General features: G+C 56.5%; 16 protein-coding genes and 1 pseudogene. 5 read left to right on the forward strand and 12 right to left on the reverse strand.

The window, feature by feature from the left end; all coding sequences use genetic code 11:
- Positions 1-304 precede the first annotated feature (304 nt).
- Both CPJ18_RS06035 and CPJ18_RS06040 read left to right on the forward strand, forming a co-directional pair.
- On the forward strand, positions 305-496 hold the full coding sequence (locus CPJ18_RS06035) for a CsbD family protein (RefSeq protein WP_077122061.1): 192 nt from the start codon (positions 305-307) through the stop codon (positions 494-496).
- A 153-nt stretch (positions 497-649) separates the two neighbouring features.
- Positions 650-877, forward strand: a pseudogene (locus CPJ18_RS06040) (VOC family protein); the annotation flags it as partial.
- Positions 878-1337: 460 nt separating this feature from the next.
- Here the strand turns inward: CPJ18_RS06040 and CPJ18_RS06045 are convergent.
- The 3 genes from CPJ18_RS06045 to rpsU form a co-directional block, all read right to left on the reverse strand.
- Positions 1338-1568: an aldo/keto reductase gene (locus CPJ18_RS06045; protein WP_244554261.1), complete on the reverse strand. Its 231-nt coding sequence runs from the start codon at positions 1566-1568 to the stop codon at positions 1338-1340.
- Positions 1569-1696: 128 nt separating this feature from the next.
- Positions 1697-2788, reverse strand: a complete 1092-nt coding sequence (locus tag CPJ18_RS06050; protein WP_077106423.1) for a hypothetical protein — start codon at positions 2786-2788, stop codon at positions 1697-1699.
- 216 nt (positions 2789-3004) lie between these two features.
- Positions 3005-3244, reverse strand: a complete 240-nt coding sequence (gene rpsU / locus CPJ18_RS06055; protein ID WP_067653058.1) for a 30S ribosomal protein S21 — start codon at positions 3242-3244, stop codon at positions 3005-3007.
- Positions 3245-4049: 805 nt separating this feature from the next.
- Between rpsU and CPJ18_RS06065 the strand changes: the two genes are divergently transcribed.
- The gene (locus CPJ18_RS06065) at positions 4050-4286 is read left to right on the forward strand and encodes a DUF982 domain-containing protein (RefSeq protein WP_167397847.1); all 237 of its coding nucleotides are present in this window, start codon (positions 4050-4052) and stop codon (positions 4284-4286) included.
- A gap of 99 nt (positions 4287-4385) precedes the next feature.
- On the opposite strand, the gene CPJ18_RS06070 is transcribed toward CPJ18_RS06065, so the two are convergent.
- Positions 4386-5288 (reverse strand): LysR family transcriptional regulator, encoded by a 903-nt coding sequence (locus CPJ18_RS06070; RefSeq protein ID WP_077106445.1) that lies wholly within the window; start codon positions 5286-5288, stop codon positions 4386-4388.
- A 99-nt stretch (positions 5289-5387) separates the two neighbouring features.
- Between CPJ18_RS06070 and CPJ18_RS06075 the strand changes: the two genes are divergently transcribed.
- Positions 5388-6233, forward strand: coding sequence for an alpha/beta fold hydrolase (locus CPJ18_RS06075; protein ID WP_077106444.1), 846 nt, complete (start codon positions 5388-5390; stop codon positions 6231-6233).
- Positions 6234-6359: 126 nt separating this feature from the next.
- Here the strand turns inward: CPJ18_RS06075 and CPJ18_RS06080 are convergent, their stop codons facing one another.
- The 8 genes from CPJ18_RS06080 to CPJ18_RS06115 form a co-directional block, all read right to left on the reverse strand.
- Positions 6360-7559 carry an amidohydrolase family protein gene (locus tag CPJ18_RS06080; protein WP_103657423.1) on the reverse strand — a complete coding sequence of 400 codons (1200 nt, stop codon included), beginning with the start codon at positions 7557-7559 and terminating at the stop codon, positions 6360-6362.
- A gap of 38 nt (positions 7560-7597) precedes the next feature.
- On the reverse strand, positions 7598-8563 hold the full coding sequence (locus CPJ18_RS06085) for an ABC transporter ATP-binding protein (RefSeq protein WP_103657424.1): 966 nt from the start codon (positions 8561-8563) through the stop codon (positions 7598-7600).
- Positions 8560-9546: an ABC transporter ATP-binding protein gene (locus CPJ18_RS06090; protein ID WP_077106419.1), complete on the reverse strand. Its 987-nt coding sequence runs from the start codon at positions 9544-9546 to the stop codon at positions 8560-8562. Before CPJ18_RS06090 ends, CPJ18_RS06085 begins: the two co-directional genes overlap by 4 nt.
- On the reverse strand, positions 9543-11039 hold the full coding sequence (locus tag CPJ18_RS06095; protein WP_077106418.1) for an amidohydrolase family protein: 1497 nt from the start codon (positions 11037-11039) through the stop codon (positions 9543-9545). The genes CPJ18_RS06090 and CPJ18_RS06095 overlap by 4 nt, the downstream gene beginning before the upstream one ends.
- A complete protein-coding gene (locus tag CPJ18_RS06100; protein WP_077106417.1) occupies positions 11036-12229 on the reverse strand; it encodes an amidohydrolase family protein in 1194 nt (397 codons plus the stop codon). Before CPJ18_RS06100 ends, CPJ18_RS06095 begins: the two co-directional genes overlap by 4 nt.
- A 9-nt stretch (positions 12230-12238) precedes the next feature.
- Positions 12239-13192: an ABC transporter permease gene (locus CPJ18_RS06105; protein ID WP_077106416.1), complete on the reverse strand. Its 954-nt coding sequence runs from the start codon at positions 13190-13192 to the stop codon at positions 12239-12241.
- A gap of 13 nt (positions 13193-13205) precedes the next feature.
- The gene (locus CPJ18_RS06110; protein WP_067653066.1) at positions 13206-14171 is read right to left on the reverse strand and encodes an ABC transporter permease; all 966 of its coding nucleotides are present in this window, start codon (positions 14169-14171) and stop codon (positions 13206-13208) included.
- Positions 14172-14241: 70 nt separating this feature from the next.
- Positions 14242-15798, reverse strand: a complete 1557-nt coding sequence (locus CPJ18_RS06115) for an ABC transporter substrate-binding protein (protein ID WP_103657425.1) — start codon at positions 15796-15798, stop codon at positions 14242-14244.
- A gap of 237 nt (positions 15799-16035) precedes the next feature.
- Here CPJ18_RS06115 and CPJ18_RS06120 point away from each other — a divergent pair, with 237 nt between their 5' ends.
- A complete protein-coding gene (locus tag CPJ18_RS06120) occupies positions 16036-16725 on the forward strand; it encodes a GntR family transcriptional regulator (protein WP_077106443.1) in 690 nt (229 codons plus the stop codon).
- The last annotated feature ends 1 nt before the right edge of the window (position 16726 follow it).

The raw sequence follows: 16726 nt of genomic DNA on the forward strand, positions 1-16726 counted from the left end.
CCGGAACGGCTTAGTCGCCAAGCATCTTCGAGAAGCGGCACCGCATCTTGCTCGGATCAAGCATGATGGCAATCAACGGACGAATCGCCTCCATTCAATTCCATGAAGCTCTCGTGCAAACCAGCAGTTATCCGACGCCAACGGCAAGCAGGTAAAAGCGTGCGCGGGAAACGGCTGGGCGGAGACATTTTGATAAAGAGTTAATCCGTTCGTCGAGAAGATTGGCAATTTCAGAGGAACCAGAAAGCGCAGTTATCCGTTGTTTTACCGATCGAACAATGCAGCTCAAAAAAGGAGAACGACAATGGGTAGCACAATGGACAAGGTTAAAGGCAAAGCCAACGAATTAGCTGGCGAAGCCCGACAGGCTGTCGGCGACGCGACCGACAACCATGAAATGGAAGCCAAAGGCGCGGCGCAAGAGGCCAAGGGTCATGCACAGCAGGCCAAGGGCGAAGCAAAAGAAAAAGTGAAAAACGTCGTCGATCGTGCATAATGGTTCCGACAACAAGAAAAGGCTCCGGACATTGTTCGGAGCCTTTTTTCTGTGGCTGAAATTTTCCTGACGCCGGGTGAATTGATGTTTGGTGCAACGACGCCAATCAACTAGGTTTGTAAATCCGGGATGTTGAGCCAGCAGGAGTAGAGCATGTTTACCCACGTCATGATCGGCAGTAACGATTTGGAGCGATCCAAAGCATTTTATGACGCAACGTTTGTCGCTCTTGGAGGACGCCCTGAAGAAACGGATGCAAGAGGCCGGTTGATCTACATACACCACGGTGGCCGCCTGATGATTACGAAGCCGATTGATGGCAAACCTGCGACCGCAGCCAATGGTGGGGCGATCGGTATTGCTGCTTCAAATCAGGATCATGGGCCATTATTGTCACATCTATAGCTGGGTCTGCGGTTTCGGCGGGCCAAGGAAATCTAACGACAACAACAATATTTGTCCGCAGACAGCACCAAACTTACCGTCCGGACCTTGCCGACGTAGTAGACTGGTCAGCCGTTATGTGGAGTATCAGTGAATAGTAAACCAATTTTCCCCAGTCTCGCCGTAAATTAAAATCCTGCCGTGGTAGCTTGCCAACCTTGACCTGATCGGTGCGCTTGCAGACCACGACTCTCGATACGGCCTGGGCAAAGGCGGAGAGACGCTCGAGAGAACGGGGCGCATATGAATACGGTGACACAATCAAAGCCGTTACGACATCATCTTTGACCTTGATGTGCTATGGCTGGCTGCAATATTCTCCGGTTGCCGTGTAGACACTGTTCGCATCGTTGCATCGAACTCGACAGCAAGGCTGGCACGCTGTGGTCAGACCGACTTACAGCTTGCGTGTGCCAAGCCACTTCACCTTTTCCGGATCACGATGATCGAAGAAGCTGCTGGTTTTCTGGTCGAGCGAGCCAACGGCTGTGACGTCTTCCTGGTCGAGCTCGAAGTCGAAGACCTGGAAGTTCTCAGCCGTCCGCTCCTTGCGCACGGACTTCGGGATAGCAACGATATTGCGCTGGATCAGCCAGCGGAGCAATCGTCGGATTGTTTGCGACGACAACCCATTACAGCCTCGAACTTTATCGGTCCTTGCGCATGAAATTTCACGATTCCATTGAGATCGATGGTCGTTAAACGCCGGAAATAACCGGGTTCGCGGTTCATTTCCTTTCAAGGATTTGACTAACACTACTTCCAACTCATGTAGTCGCCAGCAGTGCATCCGTATGGTGCTCGGTCTTGACCGAAGCGTGTTTTGAGTTGGTCGCAGCCCCAGCGGTTCAGTGGAGCGGGCATCATATTGTTGATGTCCATGCCGGGAGACTGAAACTGGGTTGGGGATGTCGTCACATACCAGAGCCAAAAGCCGAATATGCCGACGATAAGCAAAAGCGACGTTCCGACGAAAATTTGCAGGCCTTTCCAGGCCGACATCGTCTTTTTCGGCGCACCGATAACCGGCGCTTGATCGATCCCGATATGATCCGCGAAGGGCACCAGCGCCGCGGTTCGCTCGTTGTCGGTCAATGCAACACGTTGAAGGCGATCGTCCAAGAGCATGGGCAGGGCCGTGTTGCCATGTCGGACAGCCAAGCCCAGAAGTTTGCCGTTGGCTTCGCCGACGATCAAGGGCTCAGCACCTTGGGTCATGTGTGTGTAAGCGGACCGGCCCGTTTTATCGGTGGCGACCTTGTCGTTGTAGGTAACGGAGAGAGTATTTTTTTTGCGGTCGAAGGCGGTGATTTCAACCGGAATGGGCTTGAGCAAAGCAGGTCGGCGTAGCTGGCTCTTAACCCGTAAAATGCGCAGGGTAAAAAAGATCATCGCGATGCCCATACCGCCCAGTGCAACGGTGAAGAGCGCGAGCGTTATGATCCGGTTCCAGAGCTTGTCGAGGCCAAGGCTTATCGTCGCCAATTCGGGGTGGTCTGCCGAGATCACCAGTGCTGTCTCATAGTCTCCCACATGAAAATCGACAAACATGACTTCGACCTTCGTGTCATAGCTCTGGCCGTTGACATTATAGACAAGCCTAGCTTTGCAGTCGGTGAGGATCGCTTTTCGAGTCGTGCATTGACCATCTTGAATGTCACCGTCTTCCACCACAACCGGGTTCTGGCTGATCAGGAAATCGCGATAAACGCCCGGTCCTTCCCAGAAAAGCAGAAAGGCAGCCAGCGCGAGGATAATGGGCGGAGACCAGAAGTAAGCGCGAGGTATCGAAACAACATTGGCTGCCAGCGAAAACGGACGGTTGGGGAGATGAAGCGTCGGCGTCAAGTTCGTGGTCTTTCTATTTCAAATACTAACGGTGACGATGAGCCGGACCCAAGATAAGCGGATCAGAGCATCGCAGGGCTGAGACCGCCATCTTCGGCGACCTCGGTTGCCAGCCTTTTCGCCAGAGTCGCCAAAGCTGTCCGCAACGCGTTGGATGCGGACGGGACCGTGGTTGACGACGGTTGGCAAAAAAGGCACCGCTATTTCGCAGTAGACTTAACGCGCAGGCCTGATTGTCTTCTTAGGGGCAGCAATCCCGCTTTCGCGTTCCAACTTCTTGCGAGCCATCTTCCTGACGCGCCGGACGCCCTCTGCTTTTTCTCTGGCCCGTTTGACCGACGGCTTTTCGAAATGCTCACGCAACCGCATTTCGCGGAAAACGCCTTCTCGCTGCATTCTTTTCTTGAGCACGCGAAGAGCCTGCTCAACGTTGTTATCTCGGACATCTACCTTCAATTTACATTCCTTATTTTGTTAATCCTGATCGTGATGCGGTGCTTACGGTAAGAAAGCACGTCCCACTATTCGTCTGAACCGTCTTCATAGAGTGCTCGGCGCTGCAGGTCGATCTGATGTTGCACTTTTTTTAGAAACCTTGCCCCAAGGGAGCTTCTGGCGGGTACATAGCAAATCCGATCGGCGGAGACGAGTCCCTGCTAAAGAAGAAATTCTCTGATATTGAGAGCCGGGCATATCGTTACAATGACGATATGCGTAAGATCAACTGGGTGCCGGATGGCGACGTCAAATTGTGGCCGAGGACGGTTGTGCGCCAGCACGCGGCGGCAGCATCAAAGTGACGCGGCATAGAGGTGCCTAACACACCTGATCTTATCAGGTGTTTCGATAAACCGTGGTAAAATGGATTCAGTTTAGTCCGTTGAGATTGTGAGCTGCCCTGTTTGAGGAGTCACGATCATCTTTGTGGAGCGTCAGGATTCGCCGAGCATCTTCCAGATGGATGCCATGCCTTAACGCAAATTCCTGGGGCTCATATGAAATGCTTTCCCCCATTTTCTTAGCGACCGCCGATTTCGATGCCATCTTGTGTCCCCTGCGTCACCAAAAAATGGGTGACAGTGGTTCCATAACACATCTCTCGGCAAAAAGGGGGAAATCCCATCGCAGATAGGGCATCCCCCGGGGGAGTCCGTTCCAGCCATCAATGGCGATGCAAATGCGGACGGGCGTGACACCAGTTGCGCATCACACACGGGATGCCCACCTATGGGTACCGGCATACAGCTGGCAAGGAGAACCTATGTCCATAGAATGGAAGAACTCTGTGTCCGTTCGGATAGGGACCGGTCATGCTGAGATGATTAAGGGCCCGGTCGAAGCGTTCGACGCGCTGAACAATCGCTGGCCCGCAGAACATGGCCCTCTCTATGTTGAAGCCAAGAGCCAATGCAGCGATGCCGTTGCTCGCGGGTCGGCGGATGAAGGAGCTCGGAACGCCTTCATTGACGCAGCCGTTGAGGCGACGCTTTTGGCCTGATGGACGGGAATGTTTTCAGTCGACGGTCATATGAGCGATTTGATCTACTTGGGATGGTTTCGAGTGAGGTCATCCCTTGAGAGCGTCTCAACGAAGACGTCACTGTGCCGCAACCGATTTTCGCAGGATAGGTACGGCGAAGTTTATGAAAGTGCGTAGGGCTCCCCCTTCGAACCGTAGCGGCTGGAATACAAGATGCACTGGCATTGGATCGGGCTCGTATTCGGGAAGAAGGGGAACAAGAGCTCCGTGTGCGATCTGTCGCTCAACCTGATAGGAAAGCGGGCGCACGATACCCATTCCGCGTTCGGCGGCTTCGATTGCCGCGCCCGCACTGTTCAATGCAATTCGGCATGTTACGCGTAACGAACGCACACGGCGGGCTGTCGCGCTTTCCCTATAGGGCCACAGCTCCTGAGCTCCACCCTCGTTCAAGCCGATACACCAATGGTTGGCCAAATCGGCGGGACGGCTCGGCATAGAGCGTTCGGCGAGGTAGGACGGGGCGGCGCAGGTTAGTCGACGAACCTCACCTATCTTAACGGCACTCATCGACGAATCCGGCAAATCCGCAAGGCGAACGGCGATGTCCACACCTTCGCCGACAAGGTCTACTATGCGGTTCAGGAAAAGCACGCGAACCTGCACGCGAGGATGCGCTGTCAGAAAGCTTTCGACTACGGGCATCACTTTCATGCGCCCGAAGAGTTCGGGTGCGGTGATCACCACGTTGCCACTGATATCCCTGTCTTGGGTACGGGAATCAAGACGAGCAAGCTCTTCCAGAACCGATCGATACGTCGATAAATGACGCTCGCCGGCCTCTGTCATCGCAAAGCGACGAGTCGTGCGCTCAAGAAGCCGCTCACCTGTCGTGTTTTCCAACTGTGCGACAGCCCGCGTTACCGAGGCCGGAGAAAGGCCGAGTTTACGGGCAGCACCGGCAAGGGAACCGTAATCTACCACAGCAACGAAGATTGAGATCGCTTCAAGACGGTCCATCGGAGTTTCCAATTCTGCAATCAAGCTTTGCAGAAGTTTCTTATTATTCTCCAGTCTGAAATGCACTATCTTTCTGGAGAACCAAAGAAAGATCATATGATGACAGTCCGTTATGGAACTAAAAAAATCGGCGATGTTGACGTCTTCTACCGAGAGGCCGGCCCAAGTGATGCGCCGGTGATCCTGCTACTGCATGGATTTCCGACCGCCAGTCACATGTTTCGCGATTTGATGCCGCTGCTTGCCGACCGTTTTCGGCTCATTGCGCCGGACCTGCCCGGCTTCGGGCAGACGAAGGCACCGCCGCGGGGCACGTTCGACTATACGTTTGATCACCTTGCCGACATTATTGAGGGTTTCACCGAAGCTCTTTCGCTTGATCTGTATGCGCTGTACATCTTCGACTATGGTGCGCCGGTGGGATTGCGTCTGGCGATGCGCCATCCTGAGCGGGTCTCGGCCATCGTTTCGCAGAATGGCAACGCCTATGTGGATGGGTTCAGCGACCAGTGGGGACCCTGGGAAACCTATTGGCGTGAACCAAATGCAGCGAACCGGGAAGCTTGCCGTCCCTCCTTGGAACCGGACACGATCCGCAACTGGCAATATGGAACCGGGGCTGATCCGAAACTGCTGTCACCGGATGGGTATGAACTTGACATCGCCTATATGGCTCGGCCCGGTGCAGACGATATCCAACTGGATTTGATCCTAGACTATCGTAACAATGTTGCGCTTTATCCTGACTTCCAGTCTTATTTCCGCGAGCACCGCCCACCTCTGTTAGCGGTATGGGGGCGCCATGATCCGGCATTCATCCCGGCCGGGGCGGAAGCTTACCGGCGCGATCTTCCAGACGCAGAAATCCATTTCCTCGATACGGGACATTTTGCGCTGGAAACGCATGCTGCTGAGATCGCAGAGCGAATGCGCGCCTTTCTTTGAAGCCTTGACGACAAAATGGCCGATAGAGCGTTTCCTTGTTCAATGGAAACGCTCTATCGGCTCCTCAAGCCAATATTCGTAACTTCCTTCACCCGGGATATGGTCTCGCAGATCAAGTACCGCTTTTCAACGGATGATTCTATTCCCATTCGCCACCATTTTGCCGCCTTTAAAGACCCGGCGATTTTTTGGAAATGCGACGACTGCTTCGGGAACGCAAGTCGCTGCAACTGTGACGAAGTCAGCTTTCGCGCCAACGTGAACACCGTAGTTGTTTAAACGAAGAGCCTTCGCGCCTTCGCTTGTGACAATGTCGAATGCCGCTTTCAATTCACCATCTGTGTAGAAGCCGGAGCGGTAGCCGATGATTTCGGCGCGATGCAGCATATCGCCGTCGCCATATGGCCACCAGGAATCGCGGATGTTGTCGCTGCCGCTGAAAACCGTCACCCCTTCCTGCCGTAACAGTGCCACAGGTGGAAAATTATGGTTGCCGGGCGCGTTTGTCATGATCGAGACGCCGCTTCTGGCGATCGTCGCGGCAATCTTGCGGGCTTCGTACGGGGCAAGGTCGCCAAGCCCGTAGGCATGGCTGACTGCCACATGGCCCTGCATGCCGAGCGCGACTGTTCGTGCGCAAATTTCCTCAATGGTGAAAGCGCCCATGCTTCCGGCGTCATGAAGATGGATATCGATGTCTACGCCGTGTTTTTCCGCCACGCCGAAAACGACATCGAGATGGCCGTTCACATCACGGTCGAAGCTTGCGGGGTCAAGGCCGCCAACGAGGTCCGCACCCAGTTTTATTGCCTCATCCAGCAGTTCCGAAGTGCCGGGGCTTTTGAGGATTCCGCTCTGGGGAAAAGCGACCAACTGAATATCGATCAGATCCTTGTAGTCTTCACGAACCGCCAGAATGGTCTCCAGCGATTTCAGTCCGACGGAGCCATCCACCATGACGTGGCTGCGCATGTGCAGCGTTCCATTGCCGATGCAAAGATCGAGTTGGTCGCGCGCGCGTTTGTCCATCGGCGCGGCGATAGCCATGTTTTCCGCCTGGAATGCGACCCGCTCATGCACGTCGAAACCATTGGTGCAGGGGCGATGCGGCATCCATGTGTCGCCGTAGAAGCTCGTATCCAGATGAATGTGTCCTTCGACAAAACCCGGTACGAGTAAATCCCCGGCGACGTCGATTACGGAAGCGGATATCCTATCCGAACCCACAGCCTCAATCGAGGTGATCCGTCCAGCCTCCACATGAACATCGCGCAACAGGCCGTCGGCCATTTTGGCGTTGGTGAAGACAGTCTTGTCCGTACTCATGAAAATTCTCCTCATATACGTTATCGCGCGGTGCCGCACTAAAGCGGGGCCATGTGGCAAGCGACAACATCGCCGCCTTGGCGCACGCGTGAAACTGGTGCTTCCGTGCTGCAAATATCTGCTGCAAGCGGACAGCGTGGGTGGAAGGCGCAACCTTTTGGGGGATCAAGCGGGCTGGGCGGTTCGCCGCCCATCAGTGCCCGGTCACGATTGGGGGAGGCCACATCCGGGATCGTCTCGAGCAGCAACTTCGTGTAGGGGTGCTGCGGGTTAGCGAACAGGACTTCCGTATCAGCTTCCTCCACGATCCGCCCGAGATACATCACCGCAATCCGGTCTGCCATGTGGCGCACGACGGCCAGGTTGTGGCTGATAAACAGGTATGTTAGCCCAAGCTCGTCCTGAAGCTTGCGCATCAGATTGAGGATTTGCGCTTGCACCGAGACATCGAGAGCCGATGTCGGTTCATCGCAGACGAGGAATTCCGGCTCGCTGGCCAGTGCACGGGCAATCGAGATACGCTGACGCTGACCACCGGAAAACTCATGCGAATAACGCTTGCTGTCATCGGGTGAGAGGCCAACGATCTTCAGCAGATCGGCCACACGCTCGGTCACGGCCTCTGCACTGTCGCGCAGGCCGAATTCGCGGATGGGTTCGGCAATGATATCGCCGACGCGCCAGCGCGGATTGAGGCTTGCATGCGGGTCCTGGAAAATCATCTGCGCTTCCATCGGCTTGCCGTCGCTGGCCGGTGCGAAGACGATGGCTCCTTCGGTCGGGGCGTAAAGCCGCGTCACGAGCCGCGCTACCGTCGATTTCCCGCAGCCGGACTCGCCGACAAGTGCCAGGCACTTGCCCTTTTGGACGATGAAGGTGACATCCTGCACGGCATGCAGATAACGTTTCGGCTTGCGCTCGATCATCCTGTTCAGCCAGGGCGTCGAAACATCGAAGACCCGCGTTAGCTGATCGACCTCAAGGGCATTTTGGGAACTTCTCATGCAACACCTCCATCATGTAGCAGGCAGGCGACGGCACCGTGGGCCTGGGGTATCAGCGCCGGGCGGATTTTGAGACAGCGTGGACCGACGGCACGACAGCGTGGATTGAAGGCGCAGCCAGGCGGAATGGCATTCAGTCGTGGCATGGCACCGTCTATCTGGGTGAGGTGTTCGACACGCGCGCCAAGCGCTGGAATCGAGCCCATCAGGCCGCGCGTGTAAGGATGTTTCGGGCGGGAGATGACATCCTCAACAGTGCCGATCTCGATGATGCGGCCCGCATACATCACTGCGACGCGGTCAGCCGTCTCTGCGATCACCCCCATGTCGTGGGTGACTAACATGACGCCGGCACCTTGCTCCCGGCACAGCTTGCGCAGCAGGCTGGTAATCTGCGCCTGTATCGAGACATCAAGCGCCGTTGTCGGTTCATCGGCGATGATCAGTTGCGGATTTCCAGCAAGTGCTAATGCGATCACGACGCGTTGCCGCATGCCGCCGGAAAACTGGTGCGGATAATGATCGATGCGCTCGTCCGCACCGGGAATGCCCACCTGTTGCAGCAGGTGAACGCCATGAAGCCGCGCCTGCGCACGGTTCCGGTCTGAATGCAGCCGGATGGTTTCGATGAGTTGTTGACCGACGGAAAACAGGGGATTGAGCGAGGTCAGCGGGTCCTGAAATATGGCCCCGACCATGCGGCCTCGCACATTTTCCATCTCGTCATCGTTCAGATTATCCGTCCGTTTGCCGCCAATATGAATTTCGCCGGAAGCGACGCGACCTGGCGGTTCAAGAAGTCCGAGAACGGCCATGCCGGTCATCGACTTTCCTGCACCCGACTCGCCCACGACACCGAGGATCTCGCCCCGAGCAATCGTCAGGGACACATCGGACAACGCCGTCAGAACGCCACCGCGGGTTGGGAATTCGACAGAAAGACCTTTGACTTCAAGAGCAGGAGAGGCACTTGCAGAGTTCATGACGACACCTCACTCTGAAAGGAAGGATAGCTGGGCGGAAAGATGTCCTCCACCGATGGATGGTCGTAGGTGCGCTCAGGATAACGCGCGATCAGACCGTCAAATTGTTGCTGCGCCTGGCTTCGGGCAGCGACGAGATCGATTCCGGCCACTTGCCCGTCGCGCATGGAAATCCGCCCATCGACGATTGTCGCGCGGGTGACGCGACCAGTAGCGCCATAGAGAAGCGTCTGGATGGGATCGATGCTCGGCGCGATCCTCCGGTCCGCCATGTCGAATACTGCGATATCGGCCTTTGCACCTGGCGCAATGCGTCCAAGATCAGGGCGCTTCAGGGCGTCGGCTCCTGCAAGGGTCGCTGCATCGTAGAACTCCGTGGCCGATCCGGCATCAACGCGCGCTTCCGCAATCCTGTTTGCCATCATACCAACGGCCATGTTCAACACCATGTCGGGCGGGGCCGTATCGGTGCCCATGCCGATGCGAATGCCCTTCGCTTTCAGTCGGGAAAAGGATTTGAGCGACGACCCGTGCCGCGCAGACACAAGCGGACAATGGGCGACGGTGACGCCGTTTGCCGCATACCGCAGCAGATCGTCGTCGGTCGCCACTGTCGCATGCGGCGCGATCAGTCTAGAGGAGAGGAAGCCGAGACCATCAAGCCATTGCGGAGCGGTGGTGCCATGTAGGCGCTGGACGGTTTGCAATTCCATTTCGCCCTGCGCCATGTGCAAACGCACGGGCATATCCAGATCATCGGCAAGGCCAAATGTCTGTCGCAGCAGTTCCTCCGTGCAGGTTTCGACACGGTCCGGAGCGAACATGCCCGATATCAGTCCATTTCCGGCGCCGTCAACCCTTTTGGCAAAAGCCGCAGCGTCCGAAAGCTCGCTAAGTCCACGCGCCTCGTCAAACACCGGCTGCATAGCGCCCGCTTCGTCAAGGATGACGCCGCCTGTGCGATAGGCCGGGCCAAGCCAGACGCGGATGCCGAGTTCTTCTGCGGCGACGGCGGCTGCCTCGAATTCGGCGACCGTTTCGCCCCAAGCGCGATAGAAAAGCGACGCGATGGGTAGCGCCGAGGTGATGCCATTAAGAAGCAGCTGAGCGAACGCATAACGCTTCTGGAAGGCCAGCTCCTCTGGTGTATACATTTCATAGGCTCTTGCTGCGTAATCGGAAGGCCAGACCCGCCCCTTTTTCCAGCCGGGCTGGTTGTCCATTGCGAGCACGGTCGTATCGAGATCGGAGAGCGCATCGAGATCGACAAAACCAGGGCCGATAAGGGCGTCACCCATGTCGTAACGTGCGGCCAACTCGCCGCCAAAGCGGGACCCGACCCAGATGACGCGGTCATTCTCGATGACAACTTCACCGCCGTTGATCAGGCGTCTGCCGTCCGGCATGTCGGCAATCACGTAACGCGCGGCCAGCGCCCAGCGACCGGGCGGGCGTTTGCCGAGAGGGAGCGTGGACCAGTCAGCATTCGTCATGGTCGTGCTCTCAGGCTTGCACCGTCGCGCGCAACGATATTGCCCGCCGTGACCACGAGTTTGCGCGGCTGGTGTGTAACGATAGCTTCGCCGACGCTTTCGCCTTCGACAAGCACGACGTCACCACGACCGCCCACCTCAAGTGCATGGGCGGGACGATCCATCGCCAGAGCGCCACCGGTGGTGCAGACGTCGAGAGCCATGGCAAGCTCGTCATCGCGGCGCAGATTGTTCTTCATGCCCAGCAGCATGGCCCGTTCCAGCATGTCTCCATTGCCATAGGGTCCCCATGTGTCGCGGAAACCATCCACCCCGGCACCGAAGCGAACACCCGACGCATGCAGACGTTTCAGCGACGGGACTTCACGAGATGGGGGTGCCGTTGTGAAAATAGGGATATCCAGCTCGGCACAGGTATCGATCAGTGCTTGCGAGACGTTCCAATCCGGAAGGCCCAGGCAGAAGGCATGGCTGACCGCGACCTTGCCCTGCATACCCATGGCACGGATACGCTCGAAGATCATCTCCATGGAGAATGCACCCAGCTCTCCGCCTTCGTGGAGATGGATATCGATGCCTTTACCGTGTTTTTCGGCAATGGCGAAGATGGTATCGAGATGTCCTTTCGGATCGCGATCCATGCCGCAAGGATCGAGACCGCCAACCAGATCGGCACCCATTTCCATGGCCTTGTCCAGCAGCTCGGCGGTGCCGGGTCTGCGCATCAGTCCTGATTGCGGGAAGGCGACAATTTCAATTTCGACAACGTCCGCAAGCTGACGCCGCGTTTCCATGACGCCTTCCAGTGCGATCAAACCCTGGTCGGTGTCGATGTCGACATGGGTGCGGATCAGCGTCGTGCCATAGCCCACAGACTGCAACGATTGCCGCATGGATTGCACATGGGCGTCGAGGCCGTATTCACGCTTTACCGCGCGCTCATTGTCGATCTTGTCGATCAGCCGCGGGCCAACCGTGTTGACGTACCAGGGATATCCCAGCAGCGACTTGTCGAGATGGGTATGGGCATCGACCAGACCGGGAATGGCGATGCGTCCACCGGCATCCTCGACAGGAACGCCGTCGGCTGCCAACTTCTCGCCGATTGCAGCAATGCGTCCGTCCTTGATCAGGATATCGGCCTTTACGCCACCCATGGGTCTTGCGTTGGTAATCAGAAGATCGGTCATCAAAATGCCTCAGCGTAATTTGGGGTTAAGGGCGTCGCGCAGCCAGTCGCCGAGCACGTTGATGGACACAACGAGCAGACAGAGCTGAAGGCCCGGAAAAAGCACGATCCACCACAGACCGGAGAACAGATACTGATTGCCGATGCGGATCAGCGTTCCCAACGATGGCTGTTCCGGCGGCATGCCAACACCGAGGAAAGACAGCGTTGCCTCGATCAGGATACCAAGGCCGAAGTTCAGCGTGGCAGTCACCAGCAGGGGCGTCGTGGTGTTGGGAAGGATGTGTTTCAACATGATGCGCCATGTCGGCACGCGGATGAGCCTTGCCGCCTGCACATATTCCTTGTTGCGCTCGACCATGGTCTGCGCCCGCACGGTCCGCGCATATTGCACCCACGCAGACAGCGAGATCGCAAACACGATGACGCCGGATGCGCCTGCTTCACGCACATAGGGCGGCAGCAGCTGCCGGGCGAGTGCTGAGACGAGAATGGCGATGAGCATCGTTGGCATGGACAGCAGCACATCACCCGCGCGCATCAACAGACTGTCTACCCATTTGCCGTGGTAGCCGGCAATCAGTCCGAGCGTTGACCCAACCACCAGCGACACGGCGACGGACGCGGCACCGATGATAATGGACGCCCGCGATCCATAAAGGATGGCTGACAACAGATCGCGCCCCTGAACGTCGGTGCCGAGAATGTAGGGCCATTGTCCCTCGGCCATCCAGATCGGTGGTATCTCGGCGTTCAGCAAATCCAGAGAGGCGAGATCGTAAGGGTTCTGCACCGTGAACAACGGAGCCAGAAAAGCCGATGCGATCAGCACCAGAAGCAGGATTGCCGCGATAATGGCGGATGGATGATGGGTGAAGCTCCATCCCAGATCGGATTGTAGCAACCGTGCCAATCGCGATGGTGTTGGTTTGGTCGTTGTCTGCGTCGGTTCGATGGCGGTCATGGTGATGCTCCTGTCACGCGGCGCGCAGACGCGGGTCGATCACCGCATAGGCGATATCGACGAAGGTATTCAGCGTTACGAAGATGAAGGACACGATGCACAGATAGGCCGCCATGACGGGGATATCCACGAAGGTGACGGCCTGCATGAACAGCATTCCCATGCCTGGCCACTGGAAAACCGTTTCAGTGACGAGGGCAAACGCAATCAGGTTGCCCACCTGCATGGCGGTCAAGGTAACGACGGGCATCAGACAGTTCTTGAGTGCATGACGAAACCACAGGGCGCGCCGTCTTACGCCACGTGCACGGGCAAATTTGATGAAATCCGCCCGCAACGTTTCCAGCATTTCCGCGCGAACCAGCCTCATGACAAGGGTGATCTGAAAAAGGGACAGCGACAGGGACGGTAGGATGACAGCGGCGCGGCCTGAAGGTGTCAGCAGCCCTGTGGACCACCAGCCGATCCGCACCACATCGCCTCGCCCATAACCCGGCAACCAGCCGAGCGTAACGGAAAATATCAGGATCAGGAGAATGCCCACCAGAAAACTCGGCAGGGATACACCGATGATCGAGCTGAACTGAAGGCTTTCCGCCCACCATTTTCCTCGGCCAATGGCCGTGAAAACACCCAGCGGTATGCCGATGGCCAGCGAGAGAATGGTGGCGATGATGACCAGTTCGAAAGTGGCTGGAAATCGTTCGGCAATAAGACCCAGCACGGACTGCTGATTGCGCCAAGACAGGCCGAATTCCCCCTGCGCGGCATTGGCGACAAAGCGCACATATTGCACGAGGAAGCCGTCGTTCAGGCCGAGGCGTCCGCGCAATTCGTCGCGATCAACCTGGGTCGCGCTTTCATTGACCATCATCTCGACGGGATCTCCCAGAAAACGGAAGATAAGAAAGGCAAAGAAAGCGACCGTCAGCATCACGAGAACGGCGTTGCCGATCCGCTTGATGAGGAAAGCGAGCATGGTGAAGTGTCCTTGATCTGGCCCACATGAAGGAACGGTCCCCCGCCAAAAATCTTGGCGGGGGCTCGGATTACATCTTCACCAGCCACAAACGTGGGAGGTTATCCGAAAACAGCGGGAAATCGGCAATCTTGGCGCTTGTGGCCCAGGCCAGCGGCTGCTGGTGGAGCGGGATCATCAGCGCGTGATCCTTGGCGATCTTCAGCGATTGTGCTTCCAGTGCAAGGCGCTTGGTCGTGTCGAGCTCAACCGCCGATGCTTCCGTCACCTTGTCGAATTCCTTGTCAGACCAGCCACCCCAGTTGAAAATTCCGAATGAACCTTCCTTAGTGTGGAGAACCTGCGACGTCAGGCTGTATGCATCCAGCATGGGCAGAGTGGCCCAGCCGAGGGTGTAGACATCAACCTTTCCGGCAGACCGCTTTGGTGTCTGGACGGCCCGAGGGCCTTGGTCGAGTTTCGGCTTGAGGCCAACACGTGACCACATGGACGCAACGGCCTGGCACATCTGCTCTTCATTGACCAAGGTGTCTGCACAGTTGAATTCGAACTCGAAACCTTCAGCGCCAGCCTCCTTGAGAAGTGCTTTTGCCTTTTCCGGATCGGCCTTGATCGGCTGGTCCAGTGCCGCATCATATCCCGGTATCTGTGGTGCGACGAGGGCACCGGCATTGCGGGACTTGCCGCGCATCACGCGTTTCTGAATAAGATCGAGATCGATGGCGAGCTGCATGGCCTGGCGAACGCGCAGATCCTTCATCGGGTTGGGTGCACCCGACAGCAACTGGTCACGCTGGCTGAAACCGATCATGACGGTGCGAAGATCGGTCCCTTCGAGAAGCTTGACCTGCCCGGAGGCAGCTTCGAGCCGCGGCAAATCCTGCACCGGTGCCTGATCCGTAAAGTCGATATCGCCGGACAAAAGTGCTGCGACGCGGGTTGCGCTTGAGGCAATCGGCGTGAGCTCGATGCGGTCGATATTGTGCTGAGGCTTGTCCCACCAGCCGTCATATTTCACGAATACGGTTTTTGCATCCGGCTGGCGGCTTTCCACTTTGAAGGGGCCGGTGCCGTTTTCATTGTAGGTGGCGTAACCCTCAGTGCCGGAGCCGACATCGGTCGGTGCTTCCGCATTGTTGTCCTTCAGCCAACCCGCATCGAAGATATAGATTGTCGTCAGGTCGTTCAGCAGCAGCGGGTAATTGGCAGAGACATCGATTTCGATGGTGTGGGCATCGATGACGCGCGAGCCCTTATAGGCAGGAATGTTGCCAAGCAGCGGTGACTTCGGGTTGGTCGCACGCACAAGCGATGCCTGAACATCGTCTGCCGTGAAATCAGCTCCATTGTGGAATTTCACGCCCTCGCGGAGTTTGAAGCGCCATGTGGTAGGCGAGACGATTTCATATGAGACCGCAAGTGCAGGCTCGAGCTTCAGGTTTCGATCATACCGCATCAAGCCTTCATAGGCGTGATTGAGCACACCGAGCGCAAAACTGTCGCCGTAGGAATATGGGTCAAGCGAACTGATGTCGCGGGAAGCGCCCCATTTCAAAGTTGTCGCGGACGCGGGCATAGCGAGTGTCAGCAGTGCTGCGCCTGCCATCAAAATTCTGGATAATTGCATTTGTAGATCCCCTCGGATTGCATTCAATTTATCCGACATTTGGTCGCTAAATTGGAGTGAGTGCTGTTGAAACCCGCTGTTGCAAACGGCTTTTTCGCTCTTTTTCGCAAACTGTGGCTGAGGCTAATTCAGTATGAATACAAACGCAATAAGAAATTGCATGCAATTTAAAGGGATAGATTTTGTACAATAATTGTGCGAGACATGATCAAAATTGCATCAGACAACGAGCAGCTTATGTCGACAAATCTCAGCAGAAGTGACGCGATCTACGCCTCTCTTCGTCGTGCGATCCTTGAACAGGCCTTGAAGCCTGGCACGAAGTTGCCGGAGGACTCCATTGGCGATACCTTTAGTGTCAGTCGAACAAGCGCCCGTAACGCCTTGTTGCGGCTTGCCTCCGATGGCTTGGTGGAGATCAAGCCCAACCGTGGTGCAGCTGTTGCCATGCCGACGCTGGAAGAAGCGGAAGAGGTTTTTGCGCTGAGGCGGTGCCTTGAGCGAGAGGTCATAGGTCGCCTGTGCAAGCGTATGCCAAGAGACGGTATCGATGCGCTCATCAGTCATGTGCGCGAGGAAGAGCGCGCTCTACAGGCATCGTCCCCAAGGTCTATCCGGCTTGCAGGCGAGTTCCACATTCTTCTTGCCGAACTGACGGGCTCCAAACTGCTGATTGATTTCATCAGCCAGATCGTCTCGCGCTCATCGCTCATTCTCGCCCGTTTCGGACGTCCGCATTCTGCCGAATGCGGTATTGATGAGCATGTCCAGTTGATCGAGGCCTTGAAGAACCTCGATGCCGAGACCGCGATGCGCATTATGGATCATCACCTGCATGCCGTCGAAGACCGGGCCAAGGTGGACGAGAAGGATGATGGGCCAGATATCACCGAGATTCTCAGCCGCTATATTTCCGTATCCGATTAGG

Source organism: Agrobacterium rosae (assembly GCF_002915175.1).
GTDB lineage: Bacteria > Pseudomonadota > Alphaproteobacteria > Rhizobiales > Rhizobiaceae > Agrobacterium > Agrobacterium rosae.

Coding starts and splice junctions, on each gene's coding strand:
- CPJ18_RS06080 (WP_103657423.1), bottom strand. CDS start 7,559: ATGAGTACGGACAAGACTGTCTTCACCAACGCCAAAATGGCCGACGGC.
- CPJ18_RS06070 (WP_077106445.1), bottom strand. CDS start 5,288: ATGGACCGTCTTGAAGCGATCTCAATCTTCGTTGCTGTGGTAGATTAC.
- CPJ18_RS06110 (WP_067653066.1), bottom strand. CDS start 14,171: ATGCTCGCTTTCCTCATCAAGCGGATCGGCAACGCCGTTCTCGTGATG.
- CPJ18_RS06065 (WP_167397847.1), top strand. CDS start 4,050: ATGTCCATAGAATGGAAGAACTCTGTGTCCGTTCGGATAGGGACCGGT.
- CPJ18_RS06105 (WP_077106416.1), bottom strand. CDS start 13,192: ATGACCGCCATCGAACCGACGCAGACAACGACCAAACCAACACCATCG.
- CPJ18_RS06085 (WP_103657424.1), bottom strand. CDS start 8,563: ATGAGAAGTTCCCAAAATGCCCTTGAGGTCGATCAGCTAACGCGGGTC.
- CPJ18_RS06090 (WP_077106419.1), bottom strand. CDS start 9,546: ATGAACTCTGCAAGTGCCTCTCCTGCTCTTGAAGTCAAAGGTCTTTCT.
- CPJ18_RS06100 (WP_077106417.1), bottom strand. CDS start 12,229: ATGACCGATCTTCTGATTACCAACGCAAGACCCATGGGTGGCGTAAAG.
- CPJ18_RS06115 (WP_103657425.1), bottom strand. CDS start 15,798: ATGCAATTATCCAGAATTTTGATGGCAGGCGCAGCACTGCTGACACTC.
- CPJ18_RS06095 (WP_077106418.1), bottom strand. CDS start 11,039: ATGACGAATGCTGACTGGTCCACGCTCCCTCTCGGCAAACGCCCGCCC.
- CPJ18_RS06075 (WP_077106444.1), top strand. CDS start 5,388: ATGACAGTCCGTTATGGAACTAAAAAAATCGGCGATGTTGACGTCTTC.
- CPJ18_RS06035 (WP_077122061.1), top strand. CDS start 305: ATGGGTAGCACAATGGACAAGGTTAAAGGCAAAGCCAACGAATTAGCT.
- CPJ18_RS06120 (WP_077106443.1), top strand. CDS start 16,036: ATGTCGACAAATCTCAGCAGAAGTGACGCGATCTACGCCTCTCTTCGT.